We start from the raw sequence: 25,511 nt of genomic DNA on the forward strand, positions 1-25,511 counted from the left end.
GTTGACGTTCATCTCCAGGTTCTGCGCATGGGCGGCCAGGTTGACCGGCGGCACGCAGTAGGGGCCGATGGCGGCCGGGGTCAGGTCGATCATGATCACGCCCAACTCGTTCAGCTTGCGGCTGTTCTCGGCATGGACATAGGCGGAGGTGGCATCGAAGGCGATGCGGATATCATCCTCGACCACATGCTTGAGAATGCCGTCGACGCCCTCGGCGCAGGTCTTGATCCCCATCTCCCGGGCGCGCTTCAGGCCCTCGGACTCCGGGTCGATACCGACCATCCACACCGGCTCGATCCACTCGGAGCGCTTCATCTTCATCAGCAGGTCGGTGCCGATGTTACCGGGCCCGATGATCACAGCTTTCAATTTTTTGCTCATGGTTGTTTCCTCAGATTCAGACGAAGCGTACGGACGCGGTACCCATACCGCCGATGGATACGCTCATGAAATCACCCGCCTTGACCGGCTCCAGCGGCACCAGCGAACCGGACAGGATCACCTCACCCGCCTTCAGCGGAATACCGAACTGCCCCAGGGTGTTGGCCAGCCAGGCCACGCAGTTGACCGGGCTGCCCAGTGCGGCGGCACCGGCACCGGTGGAGAGCAGCGAACCGTTCTTCTCCACCACCATGCCGCAGGTGGACAGGTCCACCTTGCGCGGGTCGACTGCAGAGTCGCCAAGCACGAACAGACCGCAGGAGGCGTTGTCCGCCACGGTGTCCTGGATCTTGATCTGCCAGTTCTCGATGCGGGAATCGACGATCTCGAAACAGGGCATGACGCACTCGGTTGCGGCCAGCACATCGGCGTTGGTGATTCCGGGACCGATCAGGTCCTTTTTCAGGATGAAGGCGATCTCGCCCTCGGCCTTGGGCTGGATCAACAGCTCGCTGATCGGCATCTCCTGGCCCTGGCTGTACGCCATCTTGTCGGTCAGGTAACCAAAGTCCGGCTGGTGCACGTTGAGCATGTTCTGCACCGCCTTGGAGGTGACACCGATCTTCTTGCCGATGATCTTCTCGCCGGCCTGGACACGACGCTCAATCATACGCAGGGAGATGTGGTAGGCATCTTCGATGCTGATGTCGCTGAAGCGCTCGGTGAACGGGCGCAGAGTGGTGCGATGAGTCAGAGCGTCGTAGAGCTCGTCACCGCAGGCTTGTATCAGTTGGGTATCCATAGCGCTCTTCTTCTTTGTCTGAATTGTGTGGGTCTGAAATGATCGTTTGTTAACCAAACCCTGAATGCGGGCAAAGCCTGTCCAAGGCGCATGAAAAACATGCGCCAAATCAGGTAGTTATCGAATTACAACTTGATGCAGATGTTCTTCAGCTCGGTGTAGAACTCGAGGCCGTGAACACCGCCCTCGCGACCGATACCGGACTGCTTGGCGCCGCCGAACGCTGTACGCAGGTCACGCAGGAACCAGGAGTTGACCCACACCAGACCGGCTTCGATCTGCTCAGCGACGCGCACCGCGCGGGCGCTGTTCTCGGTCCAGATCGCCGCGGCCAGGCCGTAGTCGGTATCGTTGGCCAGCTCGATCACCTCCTCTTCGCTATCGAAGGGGCGGATATGGCAGCAGGGGCCGAAGATCTCTTCACGGATGACGCGGGCATCGTCGGACAGGCCGGTCCATATAGTTGGCTCGATCCAGGCACCGCCATTCAGCTCCGCGCCCATATCGGGGATACCGCCGCCGATCTCGACGGTTGCCCCCTCTACCACCGCCAGGTCGTAGTAGTACTTCACCTTCTCGCGGTGTTCGAGGCTGACCAGAGGACCGAAGTTGGCATTCTTATCTTCCGGACGGCCCAGCTTGAGCTTGGCGACCTCCTCCTTCATGCGGGCGAGGAACTGGTCGAAGATCGGCCGCTCGACGTAGACACGCTCGGTACCCAAGCAGACCTGGCCGCAGTTGACGAAGGCGGAGCGCATGGTGCCCTCGACCGCCTTCTCGATATCGCAGTCGGCAAACACGATGCCGGGGTTCTTGCCGCCGCACTCCAGGGAGATGTTGCGCAGACCGACTGCAGCCGCCTTCATGATCGCCTCGCCGGTACGGGTCTCACCGGTGAAGGTGATCGCATCCACCAGCGGGTGGGTGGTGAGGAATTCGCCGGCAGAGTCGGGACCGAAGCCGTGCACCACGTTGAACACACCGGCCGGTACGCCGCACTCGTTCATCACCTCGCCCAGCAAGGTGGTGGTGGCCGGCGTCTCTTCGGAGGGCTTGACCACCACGGTGTTACCGCAGGCCATTGCCGGACCCACTTTCCAGGTCATCAGCAGCAGCGGCAGGTTCCACGGCGAGATCACCGCAATAACGCCCTTGGGCGTACGGTGGCCCACGTTCAACGCCCCCTTGCCGTCCGGCGTATCCAGACGGAAGCCTTCGGTCGGATGGTTGGCCAGGGTTTCGGAGAACGCCTTGAAGTTGGCGGCGCCACGGGGGATATCGATGTGGCTGGCAATAGAGCGTGGCTTACCGGTATCGCGGCACTCGGCCTCGAGAAACTCTTCAAATCGCTCGTTGATCCGGTCAGCCACTTTATTCAGCAGCGCGGTACGTTGCGCCTGAGTCATCTTGCCCCAGGGCCCTTTCAGGGCGGCCTTGGCGGCTTTAACGGCGGCGTCCACCTCTTCGCGGCCCGCCTCATGGACCATGCCGATCAGACTGTTGTCGACCGGGCAGCGGTTCTCGAACGTCTTGCCGCTGATGGAGGCGGAGTATTCGCCGTTAATAAAATGTTTGAACTCTTTCATTATTTTGCCTCTTCACCCGAAAAGTCGTACAGCAACTGTTCTATCGAGTATAACGACGCGCTCTGGCGAAAGAAGGGACAAAAACGAGATCAGATGTTCCCATCCATGGGAGTATCTATGGGAGAAGCGGGATAAAAATGGGATCTATCGGTCAGCCAAACCGCGCACCAATCAATAGCCGCTTTCCCGCACCTTATCGATCACGAAATCGATAAAGGCGCGGGTTTTCACCGGCAGGCTCTCGCGGTGGGGGTACATGATCTGCACAGGCTTGCTCTGCAGCGACCAGTCGTCGAGCAGAGAGCGGATTTCGCCACTCTCCAGCGCATTCTGCACCACATAGCGGGGCAAACAGGCGGCGCCGATGCCACGCTTGACCGCCTCCTTGGCGAACATGATCTCATCGGTGCGCAGGTGCGCCTTGGGGGTATAGGTTACCGCGTGTCCTTCGGCGTCATGGAAACGCCAGAACGCGGTGCGTTTCAGCACGATCAGCGGCAGCCTGGCCAGATCCTCCGGTGACTGGGGTTCGCCAAACTGCTCGATCAGGCTGGGTTTGGCACACATCACCATGGCACTGTCGAACAGCGAGCGCGACACCCAGTCGTTCAGCGTCACCTCGCCAAGGCGGAAGGCGATATCGATACTGTTCTTGACCAGATCCACGTTCTCATTGCTGAGGAACATCTCCACCGAGATCTTCGGATTCTGCTCCATGAACTCGAACACCCACTCCTTGACGTAGTAGTGGCCAAAGCTGACCGGCGCCGTCACCTTGATATCGCCGGACAGCGAGGAGAGCTCGCTGTTCACGTCCTCGACCCGGGTTTCCAGTTCGGTGATCACCCCCGACAGCGAGCTGTAAAACCGCTGCCCCGATTCGGTCAGGCCGAACTTCTTCGCGCTGCGGTGGATCAGTTTATACCCCAGCTCCTGTTCGAACGCCTGCATACGGCGGCTGAGTGTCGAGGTAGGGATATCCAGATATTTGGCCGCCGCGACGAGGCTGCCCTTTTCCACCACCTTGATGAAGTAGTACAGGTCCTGATAGTTCACGCTCACCTCAAAAGGGCACTCAATAATGGAATTACAGCTTTCCGACTGCGCTGTGGATAAAACAGCTGCCGGATCTATTATTGGCCGCACACCTCCCTTTTTACCACAGTGGGCTGCGATCGGCCCCTGAGATCCGGACAGGAACCGAAATCTATGACCAGCGATGCTGCACAGCAGAACACCGATGAGGCGGTCACCGTCGTCATCTCACGCCGCGTGATCAAGGGCAAAGGGGAGGAGTTCGAGCGACTCAGCTCCGAGATGACCGAGCGCGCATCCCTGTTCCCCGGCTATCTGGGTACCAACATGTTCCGCCCGGCCAGCGCCAACGATCCTGAGTACCGCATCATCTACCGCTTTGCCAACCGCCGGGATCTCGACGGTTGGGAGCGTTCGGCCGAGCGTGCCGAGATACTGAGCCAGATCGAAGCGTTGCTGGTGCAACCCACCGAGCGCGAAGTCACCTCGGGGATCGCCACCTGGTTCACCCTGCCGGGGCAGAACCCGGTGCAGCCGCCGCCCAAATACAAGATGACCATCGTCAGTTGGTTGGCACTCTACCCCACCGTGACGCTGATCTTCTTCCTGTTCGGCGAGCAGCTGGCACAGATCCCGTTGCTGCTGCGTACGCTGATCGTCACCGCCGTGGTGATGGTGGCGATGTCCTACCTGTTGATGCCAAGGTTCACCCGCTGGTTTGCGTTCTGGCTGTTCCCGAAACGGGAGCGAGACATCCGCTGATGCTGCGGACCAAATAACAAACCCCGCCGGACCGAAATCCGGCGGGGTTTGTTTTTGCCCGTATGAACCTGCGGAATCAGGTCAGCACAGTAAGGAAGCGCTCGTTCAGCACGCGATCATGGTAGAAGATCGCCTTGCCCAGCTGCTCCGCGTCCCAAGTCACCGGTTCGTGGTCCGGGTAGTGGTAATCGCCACCTGCGAACACCTCGGAAGGTCAGACCGTGACGGGTGGGTCCGATGTCGATGGAGGTATCGGTCATCGAGATCAGGTCAGCCGCGCGCAGCACGTCCTCCCAGGTCTCCAGGTAGAAGGAGGCGTGGTGCAGTTTGCCCGGCTCCGGGTGCTCGATAAACGCTACGTCATGCGCCTTCATACTGACGGTGAGGAAGCCGGCCAGACGGGTACCTTCACCATCCAATACCTGTTCGGCCAGATCGAAGCCGAGCACCTCGCGGAACAGGTCGATGGTGCCGGCGATATTGGGGCCGTACAGCAGGCAGTGGTCGAAGCGGGTTGCTTTCATGCCGGTCAGATTGCGCGGCCAGGCTTCCGGGTTGCGGTTGCCCACCTCCCACTTACCGGTCTGCTCCTTGGTGGCGTAGATCTCGAACATATGGCCGGTGGGCGAATCGAAACGCACACGGCGACCGCAACCGTTGAGCTCGCCCTCGGGGATATCCTCGACCTTGCAGCCGTACTCGATCAGCTCCTGACGCAGCTGCTCGACCGCACCTTCGTTGACACACTTGTAGCCGACGAAGTCCATGCCGGCGGAGTCCGCTTCGCGCAACACGACGGAGAACTTGTCCACCTCGGTCCAGCCTTTCAGGTAGACCCGACCCTGATCGTCGCGATCGACCTCGATGAGGCCGAGCAGGTCGCGGTAGTGGGCTACCGCCTCCTCCATATCGAGCACACGCAGTTGAATGTGGCCGGGACGCATTACACCTTTTTTCATCTCTGCTATTCCTGTCGTTATTTTAATTCTGCCTGTTGAAGGCTTGAGGAACGGCCGGGCTGGTAGCCGTAGGCCATCGGTAGGGGTTCGGAGATAATGGTCAGATCGCTACGCGCGAAGATGCGGCACGCCAGCACTATGCCCTGGGCCTCATCCTCCTCGGTGACCCAGGCGCGGCTCATGCGCTTGGTCTCGTAGTCACCGTCGAGTACGCGGATGCGGCACTTGCCGCAGCCGCCGCCACGACAGCCGATACCGATTACGCTTTCGCGGGCCTGTTCCATCGCCACCAGCAGGTTCACCGCCGATGACGCCTTGAACTGGACCGTCTCATCATGAACGCGAACCTGATGAACGTCGGCAAGCACTGCCGGGTTTCCGATCTGACTGCTCATATCTCCGCCTGTTGTTATTGTCGACTGCACAAGATGATTTGAGGCGCATGCTCAAAGTCTTATGCATCTTCGGCTTTCTACCAAATAGAGAGCAACGCATATGCCAAAGCGAAAACTCAGAAAGGGAGAAGATAAAAAAATAGGCAAGATGCTGTTTTAAATGACTTTTTAAAAAGAAAACGAACTAGTACAGAGGGCAATATTCTGGTTATGGGATCATCAATTCCCGCATTTGATTAACGAAATCATCAACCGGGAAGACCCCATTAACGATATGCTTAATCGGTGGACAAAGGATATGCAGGCTTTTTCACTCACTTATAAAAAGACGAGCCTAGATGAATATTCGCACCCCGCTTCCCATCCCCGATAGCGACGACCTGGAACACCAGATCCAGTTCGATCCCGACTCCGGCAAGATCTGGATGCATGAGAGTCGCATGCTGATGATCCATGCCAACGTACTGGGTGGTTTACGCCGGGAGCTACTCGAAAGCCTGGGCTGGCATCGCGCCAAGGGTATTCTGATGCGCTTCGGCTACGAGTCGGGGCGCCGCGATGCCGAGCTGGCCAAACGGGTACGGCCCGACCTGAACACCAACGACTCCTTTGTCGTCGGTCCCCAGCTGCACAATCTCGAAGGGATGGTGAACTGCAAGCCGATCAAGCTGGAGTTCGATATCGAATCCGGCGCCTACTACGGCGAGTTCGACTGGCACGACTCCTGGGAGGGCGAGCACCATATCGCTGAATACGGCCACAGTGACGAGGGGGTATGCTGGACCCTGCTCGGTTACGCCAGCGGTTACACCAGCTACTACATGGGGCGGCAGATCCTGTTCAAGGAGACCCAGTGTATCGCCACCGGCCACTCCCACTGCGTCAACATCGGCAAGCCCGCCGAGGAGTGGGAGGATCGCGAGGAGCTGGAGCGCTACCTGGTGCCGGATCCGATCATCAACGAGATCGCGGTACTGAAGAGCCAGATCAGCTGCCTGCGCAAACACTACGAGCGCGAAGGCGAGGTTCAGCGCGCCCCCTTCAGCGTCGGCCGATCCCCCGGTTTTCAGCAGATCTGCGCCCTGCTCGACAAGGCCGCGGTGAGCCGGGTGACCATCCTGCTGCAGGGCGAAACCGGCGTCGGCAAAGAGGTCCTGGCGCGGCAGATCCACCGCTACAGCGAACGTGCCAACGAGCCCTTTATCGCCGTCAACTGCGCCTGTATCCCGCCGGACCTGATCGAGGCCGAGCTGTTCGGCGTCGAAAAGGGTGCCTACACCGGCGCCACCCAGAGCCGCGAGGGCAAGTTCGAGCGCGCCGATCGCGGTACCATCTTCCTCGACGAGGTGATCGAACTGTCGCCGCGGGCGCAAGCTTCGCTGCTGCGCGTGCTGCAGGAGGGCGAATTCGAGCGTGTCGGCGACAGTCGTACCCGTACGCTGAACGTGCGCGTCGTCGCCGCCACCAACGAAAATCTGCAGCAGGCGGTGCGCGACGGCCGCTTCCGTGCCGACCTGTTCTTCCGCCTCAACGTGTTTCCGGTGCAGATCCCGCCGCTGCGCGAGCGGCGCGAGGATATTGCGCCGCTGGTCGAGCACTTCCTCGAGCGCTACCAGACCCAGTACAACAAGCGCACCCTCGGCATCACCGACCGGGCACAGCAAGCGCTGATGAGCTACCACTGGCCCGGCAATATCCGTGAGCTGGAGAACATGATCGAGCGCGGCGTGATCCTGACCGACAACAACCGCGCCATCGACGTGGGCTGTTTCTTCCCCTCACTGGAGGATCAGCCGCCGCCGGTGGCCTACCTGAATGACAAAGGCCGTATTACCCGCAGCGGTAGCGAGCCCGCCGCCCGGAATCGGCTGATCGACCAACTGCTGGATGCGGGTATCGGCCTGGAGGAGGTTGAGCAACTGATGATCGACCGTGCTCTGTCGCGCAACGATCAGGTGGTATCGAAAGCGGCACGGGTGCTGGGGTTGAGCCGCCCCGCCTTCGCCTACCGGATGAAGAAGCACGACTGCGCGCAGGAAACGGTTTAGGAAGAAAGGTCAGGGATTTTGAACGTGGGTTAAAATACAGTCTCTGTGCCAAACCGGACGTGGTACAGCCTCACGGGACACGCTGTGAATACCTCCCTGTACGCTCTCCACGGCCATCCATGGCCGTGGAAGGTCCAGCGAAGCTGTACACGTCCAGTCAGCCAGTCTTCGTCAGATCCGCTTGAACAGCGCCGAACGCGGCTGGTCTTCGGCGCCATCGGCGGCGGTGAAGAAGCGCTCCATGTGGATATCACGCTCGAACAGCCGCCCCTGCATCAGCGTGGTGATCGCCGCATCGATCATCGGCGGAGGCCCGCACAGGTAAGCCTTGTGGCCGCTAAAGCGGTTATCGAAGTACGCCTTGACCGCTTCGTGCACGTAGCCGGTGAAGCCTTCCCACTTTTCCTCCGGCAGCGGGGCGTTCAGTGCCGGAATATAGTGGAAGTTGCTGTGCTCCTGCGCCAGCGCTTCGAACAGCTCCCAGTTGTACAGTTCCGCCACGTTGCGAGCGCCCTGGAACAGGTAGATCTGCCGGGGATCGCCGGTTTCCAGCATATCCAGGATCATCGATTGCGGGCTGGATAACCCGGAGCCACCGGCAATAAAGATAGCGTCCTGCTCGTCAGACTTGCGTACGAAGAACTGGCCGTAGGGACCGGACACATCCAGCGTATCGCCGACCTGCAACGCTTCGTGCAGCCAGGTGGTGCCGGCGCCACCCTCCACCTTGCGCACATGCAGCTCCAAGGTATCGCTGTCGCTGGGCTTGTTGGCGATGGAGAAGGCACGGGTGCCTTCGACATGAGGAATATGCAGGTTGATATACTGCCCGGCCTGGAACTCCATACCTCTATCCAGCTTGAACCAGATCCCCTTGATGGTCGGCGACAGGTCGCGGATCTCGGTTACCGTGCCGACGAAATCACGAACCGGGAAGCCTTGGAAATCGGGATCCACATCGATATCGGCCTCTATCACCATGTCCGACTCCGGCATGGCACAACAGGCCAGCACCTTGCCCTCGTCCCGCTCCATATCCATCAGCGCAAAGGGTGAGGCGTTGCCGATATCGGCCTCGCCCTCCACTACCTGCACCTTGCAGGTGGCGCAGGTACCATGGCCGCAGGCGAAGGGCAGCCACACGCCCTGGCGCAATGCCGCATCCAGAATGGTCTGCCCCTCCTCCACCTCGATCACATCGCCGGTGGGTTCGATGGTAACTTCATAGCTCATAACCGCCTCCTTCAGACACCGGCGTCCTGAAAGCCTTTCAGGTCGGGAGTCTGGAAACGTAACAGGGATTTATGGTCGATTCCCTGGTCAATCAATGCCACATCCAGCTGAGGCTCAAACACCTGACCATTGAGCAGCCAGGTGGCACGATCCCAGTCAATCCGTGACCACTCGGGATGGGGCTCGAACCCTTCCACCATCACCTCGTCACGTAGCAGACGGAAGGTCAGCGTCGGCGGCACCGGGAAGGCGAAGGCGGCGCAGAACATCAGGTGATGGTCCCAGCCCAGATAGACGATCTGGTTGCCGTGGAAATTCCCGACGCGGTCACGCACCTCGCCGTTATAGTCAGGGGTATACGCATGTACTGGCATGATTCTTATCCTCATATCGGGGGCGATAGCGCCCCCGTTGGCTATCGGTCGACAGGCTGCTTAAGCCACACCCTTCCACTGTTTCCAGCGTTTCTCGTCCGGCGATCCTTTGATATCCAGGTTGTCGGCGCCCAGGTTCATCTTGTAGTACTCGCCCAGCACCTGCTCGACACCGGGGCCACCGCAGTTGCCTTGGAAGATCTGGTGTACCGGCAGCCAGGACTGCACAAACTTCTCCGGTTCATCGTTGAAGATGTCGCAGCAACCGTCAGAGCAGAAGTGGTAGCGCTCGCCCTTGTAGACCGTATCGCGGTAGGAGATCTGGGTCGGATCATCCATCTCGGTGAACAGCATCGGGATCTGGCAGGTGGTGCACAGCTGAGGCAACGCCTTGGTATAGAAGCGTTTGCCCTCGGCCTCCAGCTTGCGCGCCAGCTCCCAGCGCGGGCGGTAGTACTTATCGAAGGTGTTGGGATACTTCTCGCTGAGCCAGTCCAGCTCTTCGTCGGTCGGAATCCAGGTATGGAAACCGGCGGCATGACCGTGGGTGTAGAAGGTCCACCAGGTCTGGTGGGAGACATGCTCCTTCTCCTTCTCCACCAGCTCGGCGTATTTCGGCATGGTGATGCCGTAGCGGGCCAGATCCTTGAACAGGGCCCCACCGGCCTCTTCGAAGTAGATCTCCCAGGCCTCCTGCCAGCTCATCACCTTGTTCGGCAGCATGTAGTCCATCATCATGCCGACCAGGCTGAGCAGGCGGGTGCCGCGCCAGAACCACTTATCGATCCACTTCTGCACGATCGGCACGTTATCCTCATGCTGCTCGAGCAGGAACTTGATCACCTCCAGCCCCAGGGTCATGTGCCGCGCCTCGTCCGACTGGGCCGAGAAGCCGAAGGTCACCGTGGCCATGTCGCCGTTGTAGGCAGCACCGGACATGAACGGCACAAACAGCAGGTTGGTCAGCACGTACTCGAAGCTGAAGCCGATGGCGACCAGAAACTCGAACGGACCGGCACTGCGAGCGTCGTGGAAGAAGGAGGTCGGCACGGACAGATACCAGACCCGGTCCTGCATGTGCGACCAGTTCTGGAAGCCGTCGAAGAACTTGTTGTAGTGGCTCATCGCGTGCACCTGGGTCTGCACGTGACGCAGCTCGTCCAGCGACTGCATCTGGCAGGCCACGCGGGCACCGACACCACCATACTGGCGACCGATATGGGCGAAGCCCTGGTGCGCCTGGTACTCCTGCGGCGAGATACCGGTCAGGAACAGCTTGATCGCGTTGACGTAGCGCGGATCAGAGACGTTGAGCTGACCGTTGTTCTGGGCGAAGGCGTCGAAGATGGCGTACAGCTTCTTCTCCTTCTCCGCCTGGTACTTCCAGTAAGCGTCCATGGTCAGGCGGAAGGGGTCCTCCCACTTCGACCAGTCGGTGATCTTGATCCCCTCGAACTCTTCGAACGGGAACGCCTCTTTGCGATCCTGGTAGGAGAACTCCCAGTCCAGGTCCCGCGTCAGCAGGCTGTATTTGTCTTTCAGGCTCAGTTTTTTCGCGGCCATTGTTTGTACCTTCTTATTCTTTATGTGGATCAGGAGTTCCAGGACAGGCTCAGCTGGTCGTCGTCTTCATCGACGTTGCCGCCCAGGGTGATCAGGTTCAGGTGCAGCTCCGGCACCTCCCAGTCACGGCCCAGCTTCTCCTCCACCGTTTCGCGCTTGACCACCATATGGCCCTCGGCTTCGATGCGGATCATCGCCGGGTTGTGGATAACGGTGACCTCCGGGTTGTCCTCTTCGATCGCCTCGACGATGTAGCGGGAGACGTCGTTGTCCTGCAGTGCGAGATAAACCTTTGACATGGAGCTGCTCCTTACTGGATTCCGGCTTTCGCCACACGTTTGTCGAGTTCGGCCAGGGCTTCGCTCAGCGCCTCCGCCCCCAACATCTCTTCGGCCAGCGGCGCCAGCGCCTCGGCGGCCTTGCCGCGCCAGCGCTCGATCCAGCCAGTCATCAGCACCCTGTTGGCGTCCGATTCAGCGGCGGCGGTCTTGACCACCGCATCCACCCAGCGTCCGGTATCCTTGCTCCACTCCTGCATGAACTCGGTCAGCATGGCGATATCCTGGCCGCCCTGGGCGCTCAGTTTCCGGTCCAGCTGCTGGTAGAACAGCTCGCCGACCAGGGTGTCGATCACCAGGTCCTGGGCCAGGAACAGCTCGAACCAGTCCTTGGTCACCAGGGACTCTTCGCACAGGGCGCGCATCCCCTGCCAGGCCGGATCCTGCATCCACAGCTGTTTAGCTTCGTTGAGCGCATCGCCACTGTTACCGTCGAGCAGCAGGCCGATGCGCGACAGGTATTGCGCCACGCCGAGACGGTCCATACCGTCGAACAGCAACGCCTGGGTGATCGCGGTGCCGTAACCATAGGCGGTGCCGTACATGTTGTTCAGGTTGGCGGTGTGCTCCACGTGGCGCAGCGGCACCAGATAGCGGATCACCTGCGTTTTCACCTCGTCGTTGAGCGCGTCGACCAGGTTGCGCTTGTCGAAAAAGGCGTAGCTGCTCTCTGCGCTCTCCTGCATCTTCGCGCGCTGCTGCACATAGGTGCCGTAGTAGAACTGGCGCGGATCCTTGAACGCATACCAGTCGGCCATCACCAGCGCGGTGCGGCGGGGGTCGTTCAGTTCATGGTCGGGGTCCCAGTAGGGGCGGTAGTGGAAGTTGGTTTCGGCCTGAACGTCGTAGGTCGCTTCCTGGTAGCGGGTGGCCGGCTTGTCACCGAAGCGCTTCTCGATATGCGCGAAGGTGTTGCGAACCGGTTCCAGCGTGGAGGTTTTGATCTCAATAGTCATTGAACTCTATCCCAGCTGATTTGTTGTTATTGGGGTGATCGTTATTGCAGTTGAAGTCAGGTTCGGGCGTGGTTGCTCGCCATCAGCGTCTCTTCGCCGTAGCGCCACTTCGCCATCTCGCTGTCGACGGCCGCGATCTGTTCTGCGCTCATATGCTCGACGGCGTTGATCTCACAGAACTTGTCGAACGCGGCACGGGGCAGTACCAGCTCGACAAAGAGGCTCGGATCACCGATAGCGAAATCGAATTCGATAAAGCGTGCGCCTGGCTCACTGCGCACCCGGACATACTTGATCCGGGGGTCGAAGGGGCGGTCCTGGGTTGCGGTACCACCGGCTAGACTGAGGGTAGGTTTGCTCATCGCTGTTGTTCTCATTATCGATGTGGCTGTCAGCATCACTATCGCAACAGCCGTGCCAGACAACGAAGCCAACGCCAAAAACGAGCAAAAACAATTTACAAGCTTATGTTTTTATTAACATTAACTGATCAAGACAGGCTCCAGCCCTGGTTCATCCTGAATAACTGGCAGCTCGCTGCCAGGACCTGGGTCTCAGCATTTGATCAACCGCCAGGCGGAAAAAATTGATCATTTGATGAGGTGCGATGAGTTGAGACCGATATTTTGCAGGTAGCCGAAAGCCCTCTTCCATTACGCACAGAAATCGTTCAAGAATAAAAAGTGTTCCGAATAACGCTCCGCCAGGAGCTCAGGCCGGTATAAATACAACAATGGCTATACATAACAATCTCCACCTCCCCGAGCAGGCAGATCTGCTGTCCCAGATCCGCTTCGACAGCGAACACGGCAAGATCTGGTTCAACGAGCAGCGCATGTTGATGATCCATTCCAGCGTCATGGGGTTGCTGCGCAAAGAGCTGGTTGAGTCACTCGGCGTTGAACGCGCCCGCGGCTTCCTGATCCGCTTTGGCTACCACTCCGGCTGGCGGGATGCCGAGCTGGTCCGTAAGGTACGACCCAACGCTCCACCCAACGAAGCCTTCTTCGTCGGCCCCCAACTGCACAACATCAAGGGGATGGTCCGTGTTGAACCGGTTGAACTGGACTTCGACGTGGATAGCGGCAAGTTCCACGGCATTTTTGACTGGTTCGACTCATATGAAGCCGAGGTACACCTGCAGGATTTCGGTGTATCAGACCACCCCATATGCTGGACGCTGATCGGTTACGCCAGTGGGTACACCACCTATTACATGGGCCGCCGAATCATCTTCAAGGAAACCCAGTGCGCCGGCACCGGTGCCGATCACTGCCGTATCGAGGGTCGCCCGCTGGAGGAGTGGGAGAACCATTCCGAGCTGGAGCGCTACCTGCTGCCGGATCCGATCGCGGAGGAGCTGTTTGCACTGCAGAGTGAGCTGAACCAGCTGCGCGACAGCGTAAAGAGCGGTGATCTCGACGAGGATCTGCTGTTCAATTCGGTGGGCCGTTCCGGCGCTTTCCGCAACGTCTGTCAGCTGATCCGTAAGGCCTCCACCAGCAAGGTCACAGTGCTGTTACAAGGGGAAACCGGCGTCGGCAAAGAGGTGGTTGCACGGGGTCTGCATCAGAGCTCGGACCGCGCCGACAAACCTTTTGTTGCCGTCAACTGCGCCTGCATTCCGCCGGACCTGATCGAGGCCGAGCTGTTCGGCGTCGAAAAGGGCGCCTACACCGGCGCCACCCAGTCACGGGAGGGCCGCTTCGAACGCGCCAACGGCGGCACCATCTTCCTCGACGAGGTGGTTGAACTCTCGCCCCGGGCCCAGGCCACGCTGCTGCGCGTGCTGCAGGAGGGGGAGCTGGAGCGCGTGGGCGATACCCGCACCCGAAGGATCGACGTGCGTGTCGTGGCGGCAGCCAACGAAGACCTGGAACAGGCAGTGGAGACCGGCAAGTTCCGCGCCGACCTGTTCTACCGGCTCAATGTCTATCCGGTGCATATCCCGCCGCTACGCGATCGTAGCGAGGATATACCGCTGCTGGTGGAGCACTTTCTCAACAAGTATCACCACTCCTATAACAAACGTACCTTGGGGGTATCCGACCGCGCCATGGATGCGTTGATGCACTATAAATGGCCCGGCAATATCCGCGAGCTGGAAAACATGATCGAGCGCGGGGTAATCCTGGCCGACAACAATCACACCATCGATCTGGACTCCCTGTTTCCTTCACTGCTTGAACCCAGCCATCCACTCAATATCATCAACCGCCAAGGGCGTCTGACCCATAATGAGGGCGGCAGTGAGGAGGCGGAAGGCAGTGGTGACCATGCGGGTCTTTGCGAGCGGCTGCTTACCGACAGCTTCAACCTGGATCAGCTTGAAGAGCAACTGATCCGCACCGCGATGGAGCAGACCGAGGGCAACATCTCCGCTGCCGCACGTAAGCTGGGCTTGACCCGGCCAGCGCTGGCTTACCGGTTGAAAAAACTGGAGGAGTAAACAGCGGCCGGAGATGAGAACGGCCGCGGTATCGGGTACTATCGCCGCCTCTGTTCCCGGAGCGCCCCGCATGAACCTGATTCTGCTGACACAAGCCGACTTTGTTGCCGATGATCGCGTCGTCCTGCGCGACCGGCGACTAACCCATATGCTGGAGGTCCATCAACCAACCGCGGGGGACACTCTGCGGGTCGGTATGCTCAACGGAGAGGTCGGTCAGGGCCAGCTGCTCAGTCTCGATCCGCTCAGTGCAGAACTGGCTGTTCGCTTCAATCAGGCACCGCCCTGCGCATTACCCATGAGCCTGGTCCTGGCCCTGCCGCGGCCGAAGATGCTCAAGCGTACCCTGCAGAGCATCGCCAGCATGGGGGTCAAGGATATCTGGCTGATCAACTCCTACCGCGTCGACAAGAGCTACTGGGGATCCCCTCTGTTGTCCGAGGAGGCGATCCAAGAGCAGCTAATGCTGGGTCTGGAGCAGGCCGGCGATACGGTGTTGCCGCAGGTACACCTGCGCAAGCGCTTCAAACCCTTCGTCGAAGATGAGCTTCCGGCACTGGCCGCCAACAAACGTGCGCTGCTCGCCCACCCCTACAACGCCTCCCCCTGCCCGGCACCGAGCACTGCGCCGACGCTGCTGGCAGTTGGCCCGGAGGGGGGATTCATCCAGTACGAAGTGGATAAGCTGATCGCGGCTGGGCTCTCCCCTATCCACCTGGGTCCGCGCATACTGCGAGTTGAAACAGCGGTACCGGTGCTGTTGGCGAAACTCTTCCCGGTTTTTGCGTAGAACATTGACCTGGATCAACGTTTGAGCGCTGATGGAAAATAAGAATCATACTCAACTGGATTGACACACTTCTGAAAAATGATAACAATTCGCATTAAGTTTTAGTTATTAACGTAAATTCAACTTTGCACCTCGTTGAAGTTGTATTCCATTCAGGAGAGTATGCATGACAATTCGTAAAGCCCTGCTATCAGCCGCCATTCTCAGCTCCACACTTGGCTCAGCCGCTCAAGCCGAAGAGGTCAATGTTTACTCGTTCCGACAGGAGTTCCTGCTTAAGCCCCTGCTTGAAGCCTTCACCGCGGAAACCGGTATCAAGGTCAATGTGGTTTTCGCGTCAAAAGGCCTGCTTGAGCGTATCGAACACGAAGGGCGCAACACCCCCGCCGACCTGCTGCTCACAGCCGACATCGGCCCACTGCACGATGCGGTGGAGCGGGATCTGGTAGCACCGATCAGCAGCGAAGTGATCGATCGCAACGTACCGGCTCACTTTCGTGCCGAAGATGGCAAGTGGATCGGCCTGACCAGCCGTGCCCGTATTATTTATGCCTCCACGGAGCGGGTCAAAGAGGGTGAAATCACCAGCTATGAAGAGCTCGCCGATCCGAAATGGAAAGGCCGCATCTGTACCCGCAGCGGCAAGCACACCTACAACCTCTCTCTGATCGGCTCGATGATCGCGCATCATGGCGAAGCGGAAGCCGAAAAATGGCTGGAGGGGGTAAAAGCCAACCTGGCCCGCAAACCTCAGGGTAATGATCGCGCTCAGGTCAAAGCAATTAAAGAAGGGGTCTGCGATCTGGCGCTGGGCAACAGTTACTACTACGGCAAGATGGCAACCAACGAAAAAGAGCCGGAGCAGAAAGAGTGGGCGGCATCGGCAAACCTGGTGTTCCCGAACCAGGATAGTCGCGGTACCCATATGAATATTTCCGGTGCGGCACTGACCAAATACGCCCCACATCCAGAGGCAGCTGTTAAACTGGTCGAGTTTTTGACCGAGAAGAAGGCTCAGCAGCTTTACGCCGAAGCCAACTTCGAGTTCCCGGTTCGCCCCAATACCCCCTGGTCCGACCTGCTCGAAGAGAAGATGAGCGGTTTCAAGGGCGACGAGATCAACCTCGGCAAGGTAGCCGCCCAGCGCGCCAATGCTGCCAAGTTGGTCGACAAGGTGGGTTTCGATAACTGATCCCGATGGAGTAGCCGATGAATACCGCAGTCGAGCCCGTACTGAGCGCTCCTCGCATCAGACCTCAGCTTAGAGGGTTGATGCCGGGCTGGTACGGTATCGGCTGGGGTACGGCAATCCTGGTGATGCTTCCTGTGCTGGCCATTCTCTGGCTGGCACTCTTCCCCACCGAAAATATCTGGCCCCACCTCGCCTCGACGGTTCTACCTGTCTACATCAAGTCGACACTGATTCTGATGGCGGGTACCGGCGCGCTGTCGGTCGCGATCGGCGTGGGCACGGCCTGGCTGGTCACTCTGTGCCACTTCCCCGGTCGTCGCGTTTTCGAATGGGCGCTGCTGCTGCCCTTTGCCATACCCGCCTACGTTATCGCCTATCTCTATACCGACCTGCTCGAATACGCGGGACCGATACAAGGCTTACTGCGCGAGCTGTTTGGTTGGGAAAGTGCACGGGACTACTGGTTCCCCGAGATCCGCTCCATGGGCGGTGCGATCCTGATGCTGACGCTGGTACTCTATCCCTACGTCTACCTGCTGGCGCGGGCCAGTTTCCTCGAACAATCGATGAGCATCCGCGACGCCAGCCGCATGCTGGGCTGCACTCCCTGGCAAAGCTTTATCCGGGTCTCCCTACCCATTGCCCGGCCCGCTATCGCCGTGGGGTTGTCGCTGGTATCGATGGAGACAATCAACGATTTCGGTACGGTGGACTACTTCGCGGTCAAAAGCATGACCGCGGGGATCTACGACGCCTGGCTCAACATGGGTAATGTGGGCGCAGCGGCACAGATCGCCAGCCTGATGATGATCTTCGTGGTACTGTTGATAACGCTCGAGCGCGTAGCCCGCGCCCGCTCCCGCCAATACACCAGTGCCGACCGCTACCGCACCATAGAGCGTTACCGGCTGACACCGGGCCGAGCCTGGATGTGCACCCTGGCCTGCACCCTGCCGGTTTTGTTCGGTTTCCTGATCCCCTTCGTTCGACTTGCCGACATGTCTCTGGCGCATCTGGACCAGTTCGCCGAGAACAACTTTCTCGATTACGCGCGCAACAGCTTTACCCTATCGGTCAGCTCCGCCCTGCTGGCGCTGACGATCGCCATCGTGCTGGCCTACAGCAAGCGGCTCTATGCCAATCGCCCCTCGCTGCAGATCGCGGCACGCATGAGTAATCTCGGCTACGCTCTGCCCGGCGCAGTGCTGGCCATAGGGGTTATCGTGCCCCTGGCCGCGTTCGATAATGGTGTCGATGCGTTTATGCGCAGCCATTTTGGTATCAGTACCGGGCTGCTGCTCAGCGGCACACCTTTCGCGCTGGTATTCGCGTACTGCGTGCGTTTCCTCGCGGTATCGGGCGGCTCGGTGGATTCCTCTCTGGGTAAGGTCACGCCCAATATGGATATGGCGGCGCGCTCACTCGGTGCCAACTCCCTGCGCACCCTGAGAGAGGTGCACCTGCCGTTGATCAAAGGCGGCCTGCTGACGGCTGTCCTGGTGGTGTTCGTCGACTGCATGAAGGAGCTGCCGGCCACGCTGATCCTGCGGCCGTTCAACTATGACACCCTTGCCACATTCGTTTATCAGTATGCGTCGGATGAACGCATAGAGCAGTGCTCTCCGGCTGCGCTGTTGATCGTACTGGTGGGCATCATTCCAGTCATTCTGCTCAGCCGTACTATCACCGCAACACGGGCCAGCAGCTAAGGCCGGCTAAGCCGGCGATCACGAAAAATAGTAAGATCCGCGCGCGCTTCAACGCTCGACAAAGACGATAGGCCGATGAGGCGCCACATGTACACCCAGGCGCTCGCCGATCGGATAGCGATGCATACCGCTCTCCACCGCCTCCAGCTCCAGCCCTGTTTGGAGCTTTAGCTTATACAGGGTGTGACTGCCCTGAAACTCACAACTGAGCACCTCTGCCGGGGCACCACCGTCCTGGGTCAGCTGAATATCGGCCGGGCGCAGGAAGAGTTTCAGCGGTACGTTGTCGATGCCATCCCGGCCGAAGGGCTCGGCAAACTCCAGCTCACCCAGCTCACAACGCAGCCGGTCGGGGCCCAACGCCACACCGCTGATCAGCGTACCTTTGCCGACAAATGCCGCCACCTCAGGCGTCGCCGGTGTATAGAACAGCTCCTCCGGCGTGCCCCACTGTTGCACTCGTCCTGCCGACAGCACACCAAGCCGGTCGCTGATGGTAAACGCCTCCTGCTGATCATGGGTAACCATGATCGCGGCGATCTTCTGCCGCTTCAGGATTCGGCGCATCTCGGCCGACAGCTGCCGCCGCAGATCAGCGTCGAGGTTGGAAAAGGGTTCATCCATCAACAGCAGTCGCGGCTTGGGCGCCAGCGCCCTGGCCAGGGCCACCCGCTGCTGTTGACCACCGGAGAGTTCATGCGGGTAGCGATTGCCCAGGTCGGGCAGTTCCACCAGTGCCAGCACCTCTGTGACCAGCGCCTGCTTTTCGGCCCGGCTGCGCCCCTTCAGACCAAAGGCGATGTTGTCGGCGATAGTCAGGTGAGGAAACAGTGCATAATCCTGAAACACCATGCCCATCCCACGCCGCTCCGGTGGGACGACAGAGGCTGCGCTGCTGATCACCTCTCCCCCGAGACGTATCTCACCGGCCTGGGGATCGATAAAGCCGGCGATGGCACGCAATACAGTGGTCTTCCCGCATCCGCTGGGGCCCAGCAGACAGGCTATCTCCCCCTCCTCGATCGAAAAACTGACGGAATGCAGTACTTGGTGTCCCTGGTAGGCGCATTTAAGTTGTTCAACCGAAAGCAGCTCGCGCATATGTCCTCTGATAAATCCTATACGGGGCGGGCAATCAAAAACCCTAAAGCTGGAGGGTTAATGATAATTGAAAATCATTCTTAATTACTAGCTATCGCGCCGCGATAACGCTGCCAATCAAATGCAGGCCCCGGGTCCGTTTTCCGCCCAGGTGCAATGTCGCTATGCCCGCAGATGCGCTCCGGCGTGATGCCGGGATAGTGGGTCATCAACGCCCGAGTCACCGCGACCAAAGCGGCATACTGCCGTTCGCTATATGGCACGTCATCGATACCTTCCAGTTCGATACCGATGGAGAAATCGTTACAGGCGTCTCGCCCCCGGAAACAGGAACGCCCTGCATGCCAGGCGCGTTTATCGAACGGCACGAACTGGGTGATGCCCCCCTTTCGATCTATCAACAGGTGGGCGGATACCTCCAGTTGATGGATCTCCCGGTAGTAGGGGTGCTCATCCGGGTCGAGACAGTTGGTGAACAGCTGGCAAATCCCCTGCCCGCCAAACTGCCCCGGCGGCAGGCTGATATTGTGGATAACGAGCAGCGAAATCTCGTCACCGGGGCGCTCGTTGCAGTTTGGAGAGGCGCAGTAATCGGCACCGACTACCAGATGCTCCTCTATGCGGCAGGGAATATCGGACATGGGTTACTCAATACCAGCGGAAAGGATTAGAATATCGGCCCCGAACCCGTGTCGCAACGCACAATACAGATCCATACTGGAGAGCCCGATGCTGAACCTTGCTGATCTCAACGCCATCATCGAAGAGAACGTGCGCACCGCACTGGCGGAAGATATCGGCAGCGGCGATATCACCGCCGATCTGATACCCGCATCGCAGCAGGCAAGCGGCCGCGTGATCAGCCGCGAGTCCGCGACCATCAGCGGTACCGCCTGGGTCGATGAGGTGTTCCGCCAGGTTGATCCGTCGGTTGCGATTGAATGGCAGGTGAAAGACGGCGACAGTGTCGAGCCGAACCAGGTGTTGTTTACCTTTGCAGGTCCAGCCCGCTCACTGCTGACCGGCGAGCGGGCAGCGTTGAACTTCCTGCAGACCCTCTCGGGTACCGCTACTGTCAGCCGCGCCTATGCCGACCGAGTGGCCGGCACCGGTGTCAAACTGCTCGATACCCGCAAAACCCTACCGGGACTGCGCATGGCGCAGAAATACGCCGTCAGTTGCGGCGGCTGCTACAACCACCGCATAGGCCTGTACGATGCGTTCCTGATCAAGGAGAACCATATCCTCGCCTGCGGCGGTATTTCGCAAGCGATCAGTGCCGCACGCAACATGCATCCGGGCAAGCCGGTTGAGGTGGAGGTGGAAACCCGCGCTCAACTGGAGGAGGCGTTGGACGCCGGTGCCGATATCATCATGCTGGACAATTTCAGCACCGAGCAGATGCAAGAGGCGGTGCAGTTCACCGCGGGGCGCGCCAAGCTGGAAGCCTCAGGCGGCATTACCGACGAAACCCTGGTGGAGTTTGCCAAGACCGGCGTAGATTATATCTCCATCGGCGCCCTGACCAAGCACTGCCGGGCGGTGGATCTGTCGATGCGACTGCTCTGACCGCAGTCGCTACTCGCAACGCGCCGCGCCGACCTGCACCCACTCGTCATCGTTTTGAATCTGCAGCACGTCGAAAACCTCAACCTCGGCCGGACTAATGCCATGCTTGAGCATCAGGCTGCACACACGACGCGCATCTGAATCACGGTTGCTACCGTCAGGAATCACGCCGACACCGATGCGGTGGCCTTTGTCCCACCAGACCGGGCGCGCGGGGAAGGTTGAATCCTGGGCTAGCTCGGCTTCAAGTCGACTGCGTAGATCGGCGGAAACCTCTTGCCTACCCGACTCGATATACCAGGTCACCACGACACTTAAGGCTATCAGGATAAGTATCACAAAACGCTTGTTGATCACGCACATCCCCATCTCGCAATTATACCTGGCTGGAGTCTGCCGAGATTGAGCGCCGGATACAAGCCGACCATGGGTTAATTGAGAATCAAACTAAAAGTCCGGGCTTAAAAAACGAAAAGGATCGCCGAAGCGATCCTTTTCCTGTAATCAAGCGCTTTCTAGGACGCTGGCAACAGTATTAACGCACTGGGCAGCGGTTGGCACTGATACCGCTCGGGCAAGTAACAGTCCAGACGATGTTGCCGTTGTTGCTAGAGGTAGCAGTAAAGGAGATGATATCGGCACCGGTAGTCCCCTTATCGACTTCACTAGCATCATCAGCATTGGTCGCAGTGGCGTTAAAGCCCGCCTGGGATACGGTAGCCGCACCACTAACAGCAACAGCCAAGTTGATGTGCGTACCATACAAAGTCGCAGCAAAGCCATCCGCACTATCGGAACCGATAAGCGTACCTTCTTCGTTAAAGAACTGCTCAACCGCCAGTTTATTTTGCCCGAAAATGGACGGAGCTTCAGACAGCTTGGAACGAATGGTGTAGTCCTGATAAGCCGGCAGCGCGATCGCAGCCAGAATACCGATGATCGCTACAACGATCATCAATTCGATAAGGGTAAAGCCCTGTTGTTTTTTCAAATTCATCGTCATCTCTCCAGCGAGTTAAAGTCCTTATTACTAGACGCCCAGTACCAAGCAAGAGCGGTGCCAACACGTACCACATCCTAATCCATGCGGCCTGCGGCGATCCAGTCGGCCAGAGCATAGGGCAAAGTTTGACACTTTGTCACCCCCTGCGTCACATTTTGACAAACTCCCGTTTGAATTTTTGACCCGGATACTACTCCAGGTCGTACTTCTTGATCCGGTAACGTAACTGCCTCAATGTCAGACCCAACTCGCGTGCGGCCGCGGTTCTATTCCAGTGGTGGATCTCCAGCGCCTTGACCAACTGATCCCGCTCATCCGCGCCACTACCATCACTATTACCGCTGAACTCTCGCATACTCAGCTGCTGGCGCGTGCGCGGACGCTCCTCCAGCGCCAGATCCTCGCAACAGATCAGGTTATGCTCACAAAGCGCAGCGGCCCGTTCGAGAATATTCTCCAATTCACGCACATTACCGGGAAAGGTATAGGCGATCAGTGCCGACAGCGCCTGGTCATCGATATGCAGCACCGGCTCACTACCGCCATTGCGCTGTGCTATCCGCTGCAGCAACGCCCGGCTCAATAGCGGGATATCCTGCCGTCGCTCTCGTAACGGCGGCACCTTCAGCTCGATCACATTGATGCGGTAGTAGAGGTCTTCACGAAAGCGGCCGGCCTGAACCTCCTCATGCAAACGCTTGTGACTGGCACTCAGGATCCGCACATCCACCGGCTGCTCCTCTTCCGCCCCCACGGGCCGTACCCGCCGCTCCTGAATGGCACGCAGCAACTTGACCTGCATCGCCAGCGGCATATCGGCGATCTCATCAAGGAAAAGCGTCCCCCCCTCGGCCGCCTGAAAAAAGCCACTGCGGTTGGCATGGGCACCGGTAAAGCTGCCTTTCAGATGGCCGAAGAACTCGGACTCCATCAACTCGTCAGGGATAGCACCGCAGTTAACGGCGATAAAAGGGTGATCCCGGCGATTGCTGCGGGAGTGGATCATGCGGGCAATCACCTCTTTACCCGAACCCGACTCACCGTTGATACAGACCGGCGCCTGCGTTTGGGCAAGCTTGGCAATGCGCTCCTTTAACCGCTGCATAGCGGGCGACTCGCCCACCAGACCATCACTGGTATGCTCTGCCACCGGGTCTACTACTGGACGGATGGCGTGACTGACAAGGGCGCGCAGCTGCGCTATATCCAGAGGCTTACTGACACAATCGAAGGCGCCCGCTCGCATCGCTTCGACCGCGAGCTCCATATTGCCATAAGCGGTGATCACCGCCACCGGTAGGCTTGGCACCTCTCGAGCAACCTGTTCAACAAGCTCCATCCCTCGACCATCGGGCAGGCGCATATCGGTGAGACAGAGATCGAATGTATTCTGGTCAAGCAGATGACGGGCTTCGGCCAGCGAGGCCGCGGTACGCACAGCCAACCCCATGCGCCCCAGGGTGATCTCCAACAGCGTGCGCAGGTCCTCCTCATCATCCACCACAAGAACGGTGGACTGGCGGGCGCTATTGGCATTTGCGTTGAGGTTAGGTCGGTTAGTCATCTATGGCTGAGGTTATCGGTCGTTCCATCGGGAAGGTGATACGAAAGCAGCTACCACCTGTTTGCACAGGACTATACCGCAATTCACAGTAGTTCGCTTCGCACAGCTCTCGCGCCAGATAGAGACCGAGCCCGGATCCGTCATGCCGGGTAGTGAAGAAGGGTTCGTAGATCCTTTGCTCCATCTCACTGTCTATACCTCGGCCATTATCGCTGACCTCTATACAGGGCGTTGCCGACGCTCCCGCTCTGTAAACCCTGATGGCGATACAGGCAACGCCCTGCTCAGGCGTGCCATGCTTGAGTGCATTGTCCAGCAGCAGAGTGAGCAGCTGTCGCAGATGATCGGGATCGACACGCACCTGCAGATTCTCGCCGCCGTTTTCAATCGACAGGCTCAAACGCTCCGCCAGATCAGGCCAACTCAAACGCCACTCGTCGCGCAACTTCGTCATCCATTGACCCAACTGCAGATCCAACCAAAGCGGCGTTTTCCTTCTCGACAGGGTCAAGATCTCTTCGATCAGGCGATTCAACCTTTTCGACTGTGCCAAAATAATAGCGGTCAGCTTCTGCTCCTGCGCCTGCAGATCCGGGGCCTCTGCCAACAGTTGCGCCGAATAGCTTATCGCACCCAAAGGGTTACGTATCTCGTGAGCCAGACTCGCCGTCAACCGTCCCAAAGCCGCCAGTTTTTCCCGCTGGACTCGCGTGTTTTGGCCTTGTATATCCTCCAACAGCAATACGGCCCGTTCATCTCGTCCAGGCCCTGTCGCGGTAATCTGCAACCGCAATGGTGCCAGCAACTCCGAACCCACCGGTTTCCCTTCACGCCAATGCTCAAGAGCGGTCGCCAGCGCCGGTGACAATTCGACTAGCTGTTGATGAAGCTGAGCCGAAGACGATACGCCGAACAGCTGCCCCGCCGCCGGATTGATCATGCGGATCACGTTTTCGGCATCGACGACGACGACCCCCTCCTCCATGCGTTGGACGATAAATGTGTTGAGCTCGGTGAGACTCGCCAGATCCAGCTCCCGCTTGCCGACTAAACGACGCGTATCGGCCATATTTCGACCCACCACCGTACTGACCAGTGCGATAGCGAGCTGGGTTGCCGATAATGCACCCAGCTCCGCCAGAGGATAGGGCTGAGTACCCAATAGCTGATGAACTAGCGTCGACGCCAGCATTCCGAGAATGGCGACAGCAGAAAAAAGCTGCGTTCCTGCACCGGGCTTCCAGAATCCGGCAAAGCAAACCGGCACCAGCATCAGGGTCGCGTAGATGCCGGTGGGATCACCGCTGGAAAAGCCCAGCAGTGACAGGGCTACAAGGTCCAAGATTACCTGCAGACCAAACTGCGTGCCGTTAGACTCCCAGCGACCGACACTGATACCTGAGCCGATCGCAAATACGAAATAGAGCAGCGCTACGATGCCGAACATGTCAGGCTGCCAAATAGTGGGCAACATGCCACTGCGCGGCATGATCAGCAGAGTGACCAGCAGCCCGCTCAAGATGATTCGGTAGAGGCTGAAAACCCGCAGCGCTCTCCAGTCGAGAATTTCACTCATGGCGAATTGATCGCAAACAATAGGCAAACAATAGATAGTTCATGGGATTTGCCAGAGTCCTGAGGCTACTATAGAGTATTGACTCATACCCTATCCTCGGCCTGTTTGCAAAGACTTAAGGTACGG

At 58.9% G+C, this 25,511-nt stretch carries 24 protein-coding genes and 1 pseudogene; 7 read left to right on the forward strand and 18 right to left on the reverse strand.

Annotated features, from left to right (window positions below; genetic code table 11):
* The 4 genes and pseudogenes from IEX40_RS05775 to IEX40_RS05790 all read right to left on the reverse strand — a co-directional run.
* Positions 1-381: pseudogene (locus IEX40_RS05775) on the reverse strand (acetaldehyde dehydrogenase (acetylating)); the annotation flags it as partial.
* A gap of 16 nt (positions 382-397) precedes the next feature.
* Positions 398-1,183, reverse strand: coding sequence for a 2-oxopent-4-enoate hydratase (gene dmpE / locus IEX40_RS05780; RefSeq protein ID WP_188746200.1), 786 nt, complete (start codon positions 1,181-1,183; stop codon positions 398-400).
* A 125-nt stretch (positions 1,184-1,308) separates the two neighbouring features.
* On the reverse strand, positions 1,309-2,769 hold the full coding sequence (locus IEX40_RS05785) for a 2-hydroxymuconic semialdehyde dehydrogenase (RefSeq protein ID WP_188746202.1): 1,461 nt from the start codon (positions 2,767-2,769) through the stop codon (positions 1,309-1,311).
* 171 nt (positions 2,770-2,940) lie between these two features.
* Positions 2,941-3,825 (reverse strand): LysR family transcriptional regulator, encoded by an 885-nt coding sequence (locus tag IEX40_RS05790; RefSeq protein ID WP_188746203.1) that lies wholly within the window; start codon positions 3,823-3,825, stop codon positions 2,941-2,943.
* A 153-nt stretch (positions 3,826-3,978) separates the two neighbouring features.
* On the opposite strand from IEX40_RS05790, the gene IEX40_RS05795 reads away from it, so the two are divergent.
* Entirely contained in the window at positions 3,979-4,566 is a 588-nt protein-coding gene (locus IEX40_RS05795) for an antibiotic biosynthesis monooxygenase (protein WP_188746205.1), read from the forward strand.
* A 116-nt stretch (positions 4,567-4,682) separates the two neighbouring features.
* Here the strand turns inward: IEX40_RS05795 and IEX40_RS05800 are convergent, their stop codons facing one another.
* Positions 4,683-5,525 carry a catechol 2,3-dioxygenase gene (locus IEX40_RS05800; protein WP_444543215.1) on the reverse strand — a complete coding sequence of 281 codons (843 nt, stop codon included), beginning with the start codon at positions 5,523-5,525 and terminating at the stop codon, positions 4,683-4,685.
* A 17-nt stretch (positions 5,526-5,542) separates the two neighbouring features.
* Positions 5,543-5,920: a 2Fe-2S iron-sulfur cluster-binding protein gene (locus IEX40_RS05805; RefSeq protein WP_188746207.1), complete on the reverse strand. Its 378-nt coding sequence runs from the start codon at positions 5,918-5,920 to the stop codon at positions 5,543-5,545.
* A 338-nt stretch (positions 5,921-6,258) separates the two neighbouring features.
* Here IEX40_RS05805 and IEX40_RS05810 point away from each other — a divergent pair, with 338 nt between their 5' ends.
* Positions 6,259-7,968, forward strand: a complete 1,710-nt coding sequence (locus tag IEX40_RS05810; RefSeq protein WP_188746209.1) for a sigma-54-dependent Fis family transcriptional regulator — start codon at positions 6,259-6,261, stop codon at positions 7,966-7,968.
* Between the two features lie 171 nt (positions 7,969-8,139).
* Here IEX40_RS05810 and IEX40_RS05815 read toward each other — a convergent pair whose 3' ends face one another.
* The 6 genes from IEX40_RS05815 to IEX40_RS05840 are packed head-to-tail and all read right to left on the reverse strand — an operon-like array spanning position 8,140 to position 12,794.
* Positions 8,140-9,201: an NADH:ubiquinone reductase (Na(+)-transporting) subunit F gene (locus IEX40_RS05815; protein ID WP_188746211.1), complete on the reverse strand. Its 1,062-nt coding sequence runs from the start codon at positions 9,199-9,201 to the stop codon at positions 8,140-8,142.
* An 11-nt stretch (positions 9,202-9,212) separates the two neighbouring features.
* Complete coding sequence (locus IEX40_RS05820) at positions 9,213-9,575, reverse strand: phenol hydroxylase subunit P4 (RefSeq protein WP_188746213.1); 363 nt, start codon at positions 9,573-9,575, stop codon at positions 9,213-9,215.
* 60 nt (positions 9,576-9,635) lie between these two features.
* Positions 9,636-11,138, reverse strand: a complete 1,503-nt coding sequence (locus IEX40_RS05825) for an aromatic/alkene/methane monooxygenase hydroxylase/oxygenase subunit alpha (protein WP_188746215.1) — start codon at positions 11,136-11,138, stop codon at positions 9,636-9,638.
* Positions 11,139-11,167: 29 nt separating this feature from the next.
* Complete coding sequence (locus tag IEX40_RS05830) at positions 11,168-11,437, reverse strand: MmoB/DmpM family protein (protein ID WP_188746217.1); 270 nt, start codon at positions 11,435-11,437, stop codon at positions 11,168-11,170.
* 11 nt (positions 11,438-11,448) lie between these two features.
* Entirely contained in the window at positions 11,449-12,432 is a 984-nt protein-coding gene (locus IEX40_RS05835) for an aromatic/alkene monooxygenase hydroxylase subunit beta (RefSeq protein WP_188746219.1), read from the reverse strand.
* Positions 12,433-12,488: 56 nt separating this feature from the next.
* On the reverse strand, positions 12,489-12,794 hold the full coding sequence (locus IEX40_RS05840) for a phenol hydroxylase subunit (RefSeq protein ID WP_188746221.1): 306 nt from the start codon (positions 12,792-12,794) through the stop codon (positions 12,489-12,491).
* Positions 12,795-13,165: 371 nt separating this feature from the next.
* Between IEX40_RS05840 and IEX40_RS05845 the strand changes: the two genes are divergently transcribed.
* The 4 genes from IEX40_RS05845 (at position 13,166) to IEX40_RS05860 (ending at position 18,572) form a co-directional block, all read left to right on the forward strand.
* The gene (locus IEX40_RS05845) at positions 13,166-14,881 is read left to right on the forward strand and encodes a sigma-54-dependent Fis family transcriptional regulator (protein ID WP_188746223.1); all 1,716 of its coding nucleotides are present in this window, start codon (positions 13,166-13,168) and stop codon (positions 14,879-14,881) included.
* A 70-nt stretch (positions 14,882-14,951) separates the two neighbouring features.
* A complete protein-coding gene (locus tag IEX40_RS05850) occupies positions 14,952-15,671 on the forward strand; it encodes a 16S rRNA (uracil(1498)-N(3))-methyltransferase (RefSeq protein WP_188746225.1) in 720 nt (239 codons plus the stop codon).
* Positions 15,672-15,837: 166 nt separating this feature from the next.
* On the forward strand, positions 15,838-16,863 hold the full coding sequence (locus IEX40_RS05855) for a Fe(3+) ABC transporter substrate-binding protein (RefSeq protein WP_188746227.1): 1,026 nt from the start codon (positions 15,838-15,840) through the stop codon (positions 16,861-16,863).
* Between the two features lie 17 nt (positions 16,864-16,880).
* Positions 16,881-18,572 carry an ABC transporter permease gene (locus tag IEX40_RS05860; RefSeq protein WP_188746229.1) on the forward strand — a complete coding sequence of 564 codons (1,692 nt, stop codon included), beginning with the start codon at positions 16,881-16,883 and terminating at the stop codon, positions 18,570-18,572.
* 48 nt (positions 18,573-18,620) lie between these two features.
* On the opposite strand, the gene IEX40_RS05865 is transcribed toward IEX40_RS05860, so the two are convergent.
* Positions 18,621-19,673: an ABC transporter ATP-binding protein gene (locus IEX40_RS05865; RefSeq protein ID WP_188746231.1), complete on the reverse strand. Its 1,053-nt coding sequence runs from the start codon at positions 19,671-19,673 to the stop codon at positions 18,621-18,623.
* An 80-nt stretch (positions 19,674-19,753) separates the two neighbouring features.
* Entirely contained in the window at positions 19,754-20,314 is a 561-nt protein-coding gene (ampD, locus tag IEX40_RS05870) for a 1,6-anhydro-N-acetylmuramyl-L-alanine amidase AmpD (RefSeq protein WP_188746232.1), read from the reverse strand.
* Between the two features lie 88 nt (positions 20,315-20,402).
* On the opposite strand from ampD, the gene nadC reads away from it, so the two are divergent.
* Positions 20,403-21,242 carry a carboxylating nicotinate-nucleotide diphosphorylase gene (gene nadC, locus IEX40_RS05875; RefSeq protein ID WP_188746234.1) on the forward strand — a complete coding sequence of 280 codons (840 nt, stop codon included), beginning with the start codon at positions 20,403-20,405 and terminating at the stop codon, positions 21,240-21,242.
* A gap of 9 nt (positions 21,243-21,251) precedes the next feature.
* On the opposite strand, the gene IEX40_RS05880 is transcribed toward nadC, so the two are convergent.
* The 4 genes from IEX40_RS05880 to IEX40_RS05895 form a co-directional block, all read right to left on the reverse strand.
* On the reverse strand, positions 21,252-21,599 hold the full coding sequence (locus IEX40_RS05880) for a hypothetical protein (protein ID WP_188746236.1): 348 nt from the start codon (positions 21,597-21,599) through the stop codon (positions 21,252-21,254).
* A gap of 178 nt (positions 21,600-21,777) precedes the next feature.
* Entirely contained in the window at positions 21,778-22,233 is a 456-nt protein-coding gene (locus IEX40_RS22210) for a pilin (protein WP_308421595.1), read from the reverse strand.
* 202 nt (positions 22,234-22,435) lie between these two features.
* The gene (locus tag IEX40_RS05890; RefSeq protein WP_188746238.1) at positions 22,436-23,809 is read right to left on the reverse strand and encodes a sigma-54-dependent transcriptional regulator; all 1,374 of its coding nucleotides are present in this window, start codon (positions 23,807-23,809) and stop codon (positions 22,436-22,438) included.
* Complete coding sequence (locus IEX40_RS05895; protein ID WP_188746240.1) at positions 23,802-25,385, reverse strand: sensor histidine kinase; 1,584 nt, start codon at positions 25,383-25,385, stop codon at positions 23,802-23,804. The genes IEX40_RS05890 and IEX40_RS05895 overlap by 8 nt, the downstream gene beginning before the upstream one ends.
* Positions 25,386-25,511: the final 126 nt, after the last annotated feature.

Origin of the sequence: Marinobacterium zhoushanense (genome assembly GCF_014641945.1) — a bacterium.
Classification (GTDB): domain Bacteria; phylum Pseudomonadota; class Gammaproteobacteria; order Pseudomonadales; family Balneatricaceae; genus Marinobacterium_D; species Marinobacterium_D zhoushanense.

Bases quoted from the DNA above. Each gene is read 5' to 3' on its own strand.
- dmpE (WP_188746200.1), bottom strand. From the start codon at position 1,183: ATGGATACCCAACTGATACAAGCCTGCGGTGACGAGCTCTACGACGCT.
- IEX40_RS05785 (WP_188746202.1), bottom strand. From the start codon at position 2,769: ATGAAAGAGTTCAAACATTTTATTAACGGCGAATACTCCGCCTCCATC.
- IEX40_RS05795 (WP_188746205.1), top strand. From the start codon at position 3,979: ATGACCAGCGATGCTGCACAGCAGAACACCGATGAGGCGGTCACCGTC.
- IEX40_RS05800 (WP_444543215.1), bottom strand. From the start codon at position 5,525: ATGAAAAAAGGTGTAATGCGTCCCGGCCACATTCAACTGCGTGTGCTC.
- IEX40_RS05805 (WP_188746207.1), bottom strand. From the start codon at position 5,920: ATGAGCAGTCAGATCGGAAACCCGGCAGTGCTTGCCGACGTTCATCAG.
- IEX40_RS05810 (WP_188746209.1), top strand. From the start codon at position 6,259: ATGAATATTCGCACCCCGCTTCCCATCCCCGATAGCGACGACCTGGAA.
- IEX40_RS05815 (WP_188746211.1), bottom strand. From the start codon at position 9,201: ATGAGCTATGAAGTTACCATCGAACCCACCGGCGATGTGATCGAGGTG.
- IEX40_RS05820 (WP_188746213.1), bottom strand. From the start codon at position 9,575: ATGCCAGTACATGCGTATACCCCTGACTATAACGGCGAGGTGCGTGAC.
- IEX40_RS05825 (WP_188746215.1), bottom strand. From the start codon at position 11,138: ATGGCCGCGAAAAAACTGAGCCTGAAAGACAAATACAGCCTGCTGACG.
- IEX40_RS05830 (WP_188746217.1), bottom strand. From the start codon at position 11,437: ATGTCAAAGGTTTATCTCGCACTGCAGGACAACGACGTCTCCCGCTAC.
- IEX40_RS05835 (WP_188746219.1), bottom strand. From the start codon at position 12,432: ATGACTATTGAGATCAAAACCTCCACGCTGGAACCGGTTCGCAACACC.
- IEX40_RS05840 (WP_188746221.1), bottom strand. From the start codon at position 12,794: ATGAGCAAACCTACCCTCAGTCTAGCCGGTGGTACCGCAACCCAGGAC.
- IEX40_RS05845 (WP_188746223.1), top strand. From the start codon at position 13,166: ATGGCTATACATAACAATCTCCACCTCCCCGAGCAGGCAGATCTGCTG.
- IEX40_RS05850 (WP_188746225.1), top strand. From the start codon at position 14,952: ATGAACCTGATTCTGCTGACACAAGCCGACTTTGTTGCCGATGATCGC.
- IEX40_RS05855 (WP_188746227.1), top strand. From the start codon at position 15,838: ATGACAATTCGTAAAGCCCTGCTATCAGCCGCCATTCTCAGCTCCACA.
- IEX40_RS05860 (WP_188746229.1), top strand. From the start codon at position 16,881: ATGAATACCGCAGTCGAGCCCGTACTGAGCGCTCCTCGCATCAGACCT.
- IEX40_RS05865 (WP_188746231.1), bottom strand. From the start codon at position 19,673: ATGCGCGAGCTGCTTTCGGTTGAACAACTTAAATGCGCCTACCAGGGA.
- ampD (WP_188746232.1), bottom strand. From the start codon at position 20,314: ATGTCCGATATTCCCTGCCGCATAGAGGAGCATCTGGTAGTCGGTGCC.
- nadC (WP_188746234.1), top strand. From the start codon at position 20,403: ATGCTGAACCTTGCTGATCTCAACGCCATCATCGAAGAGAACGTGCGC.
- IEX40_RS05890 (WP_188746238.1), bottom strand. From the start codon at position 23,809: ATGACTAACCGACCTAACCTCAACGCAAATGCCAATAGCGCCCGCCAG.
- IEX40_RS05895 (WP_188746240.1), bottom strand. From the start codon at position 25,385: ATGAGTGAAATTCTCGACTGGAGAGCGCTGCGGGTTTTCAGCCTCTAC.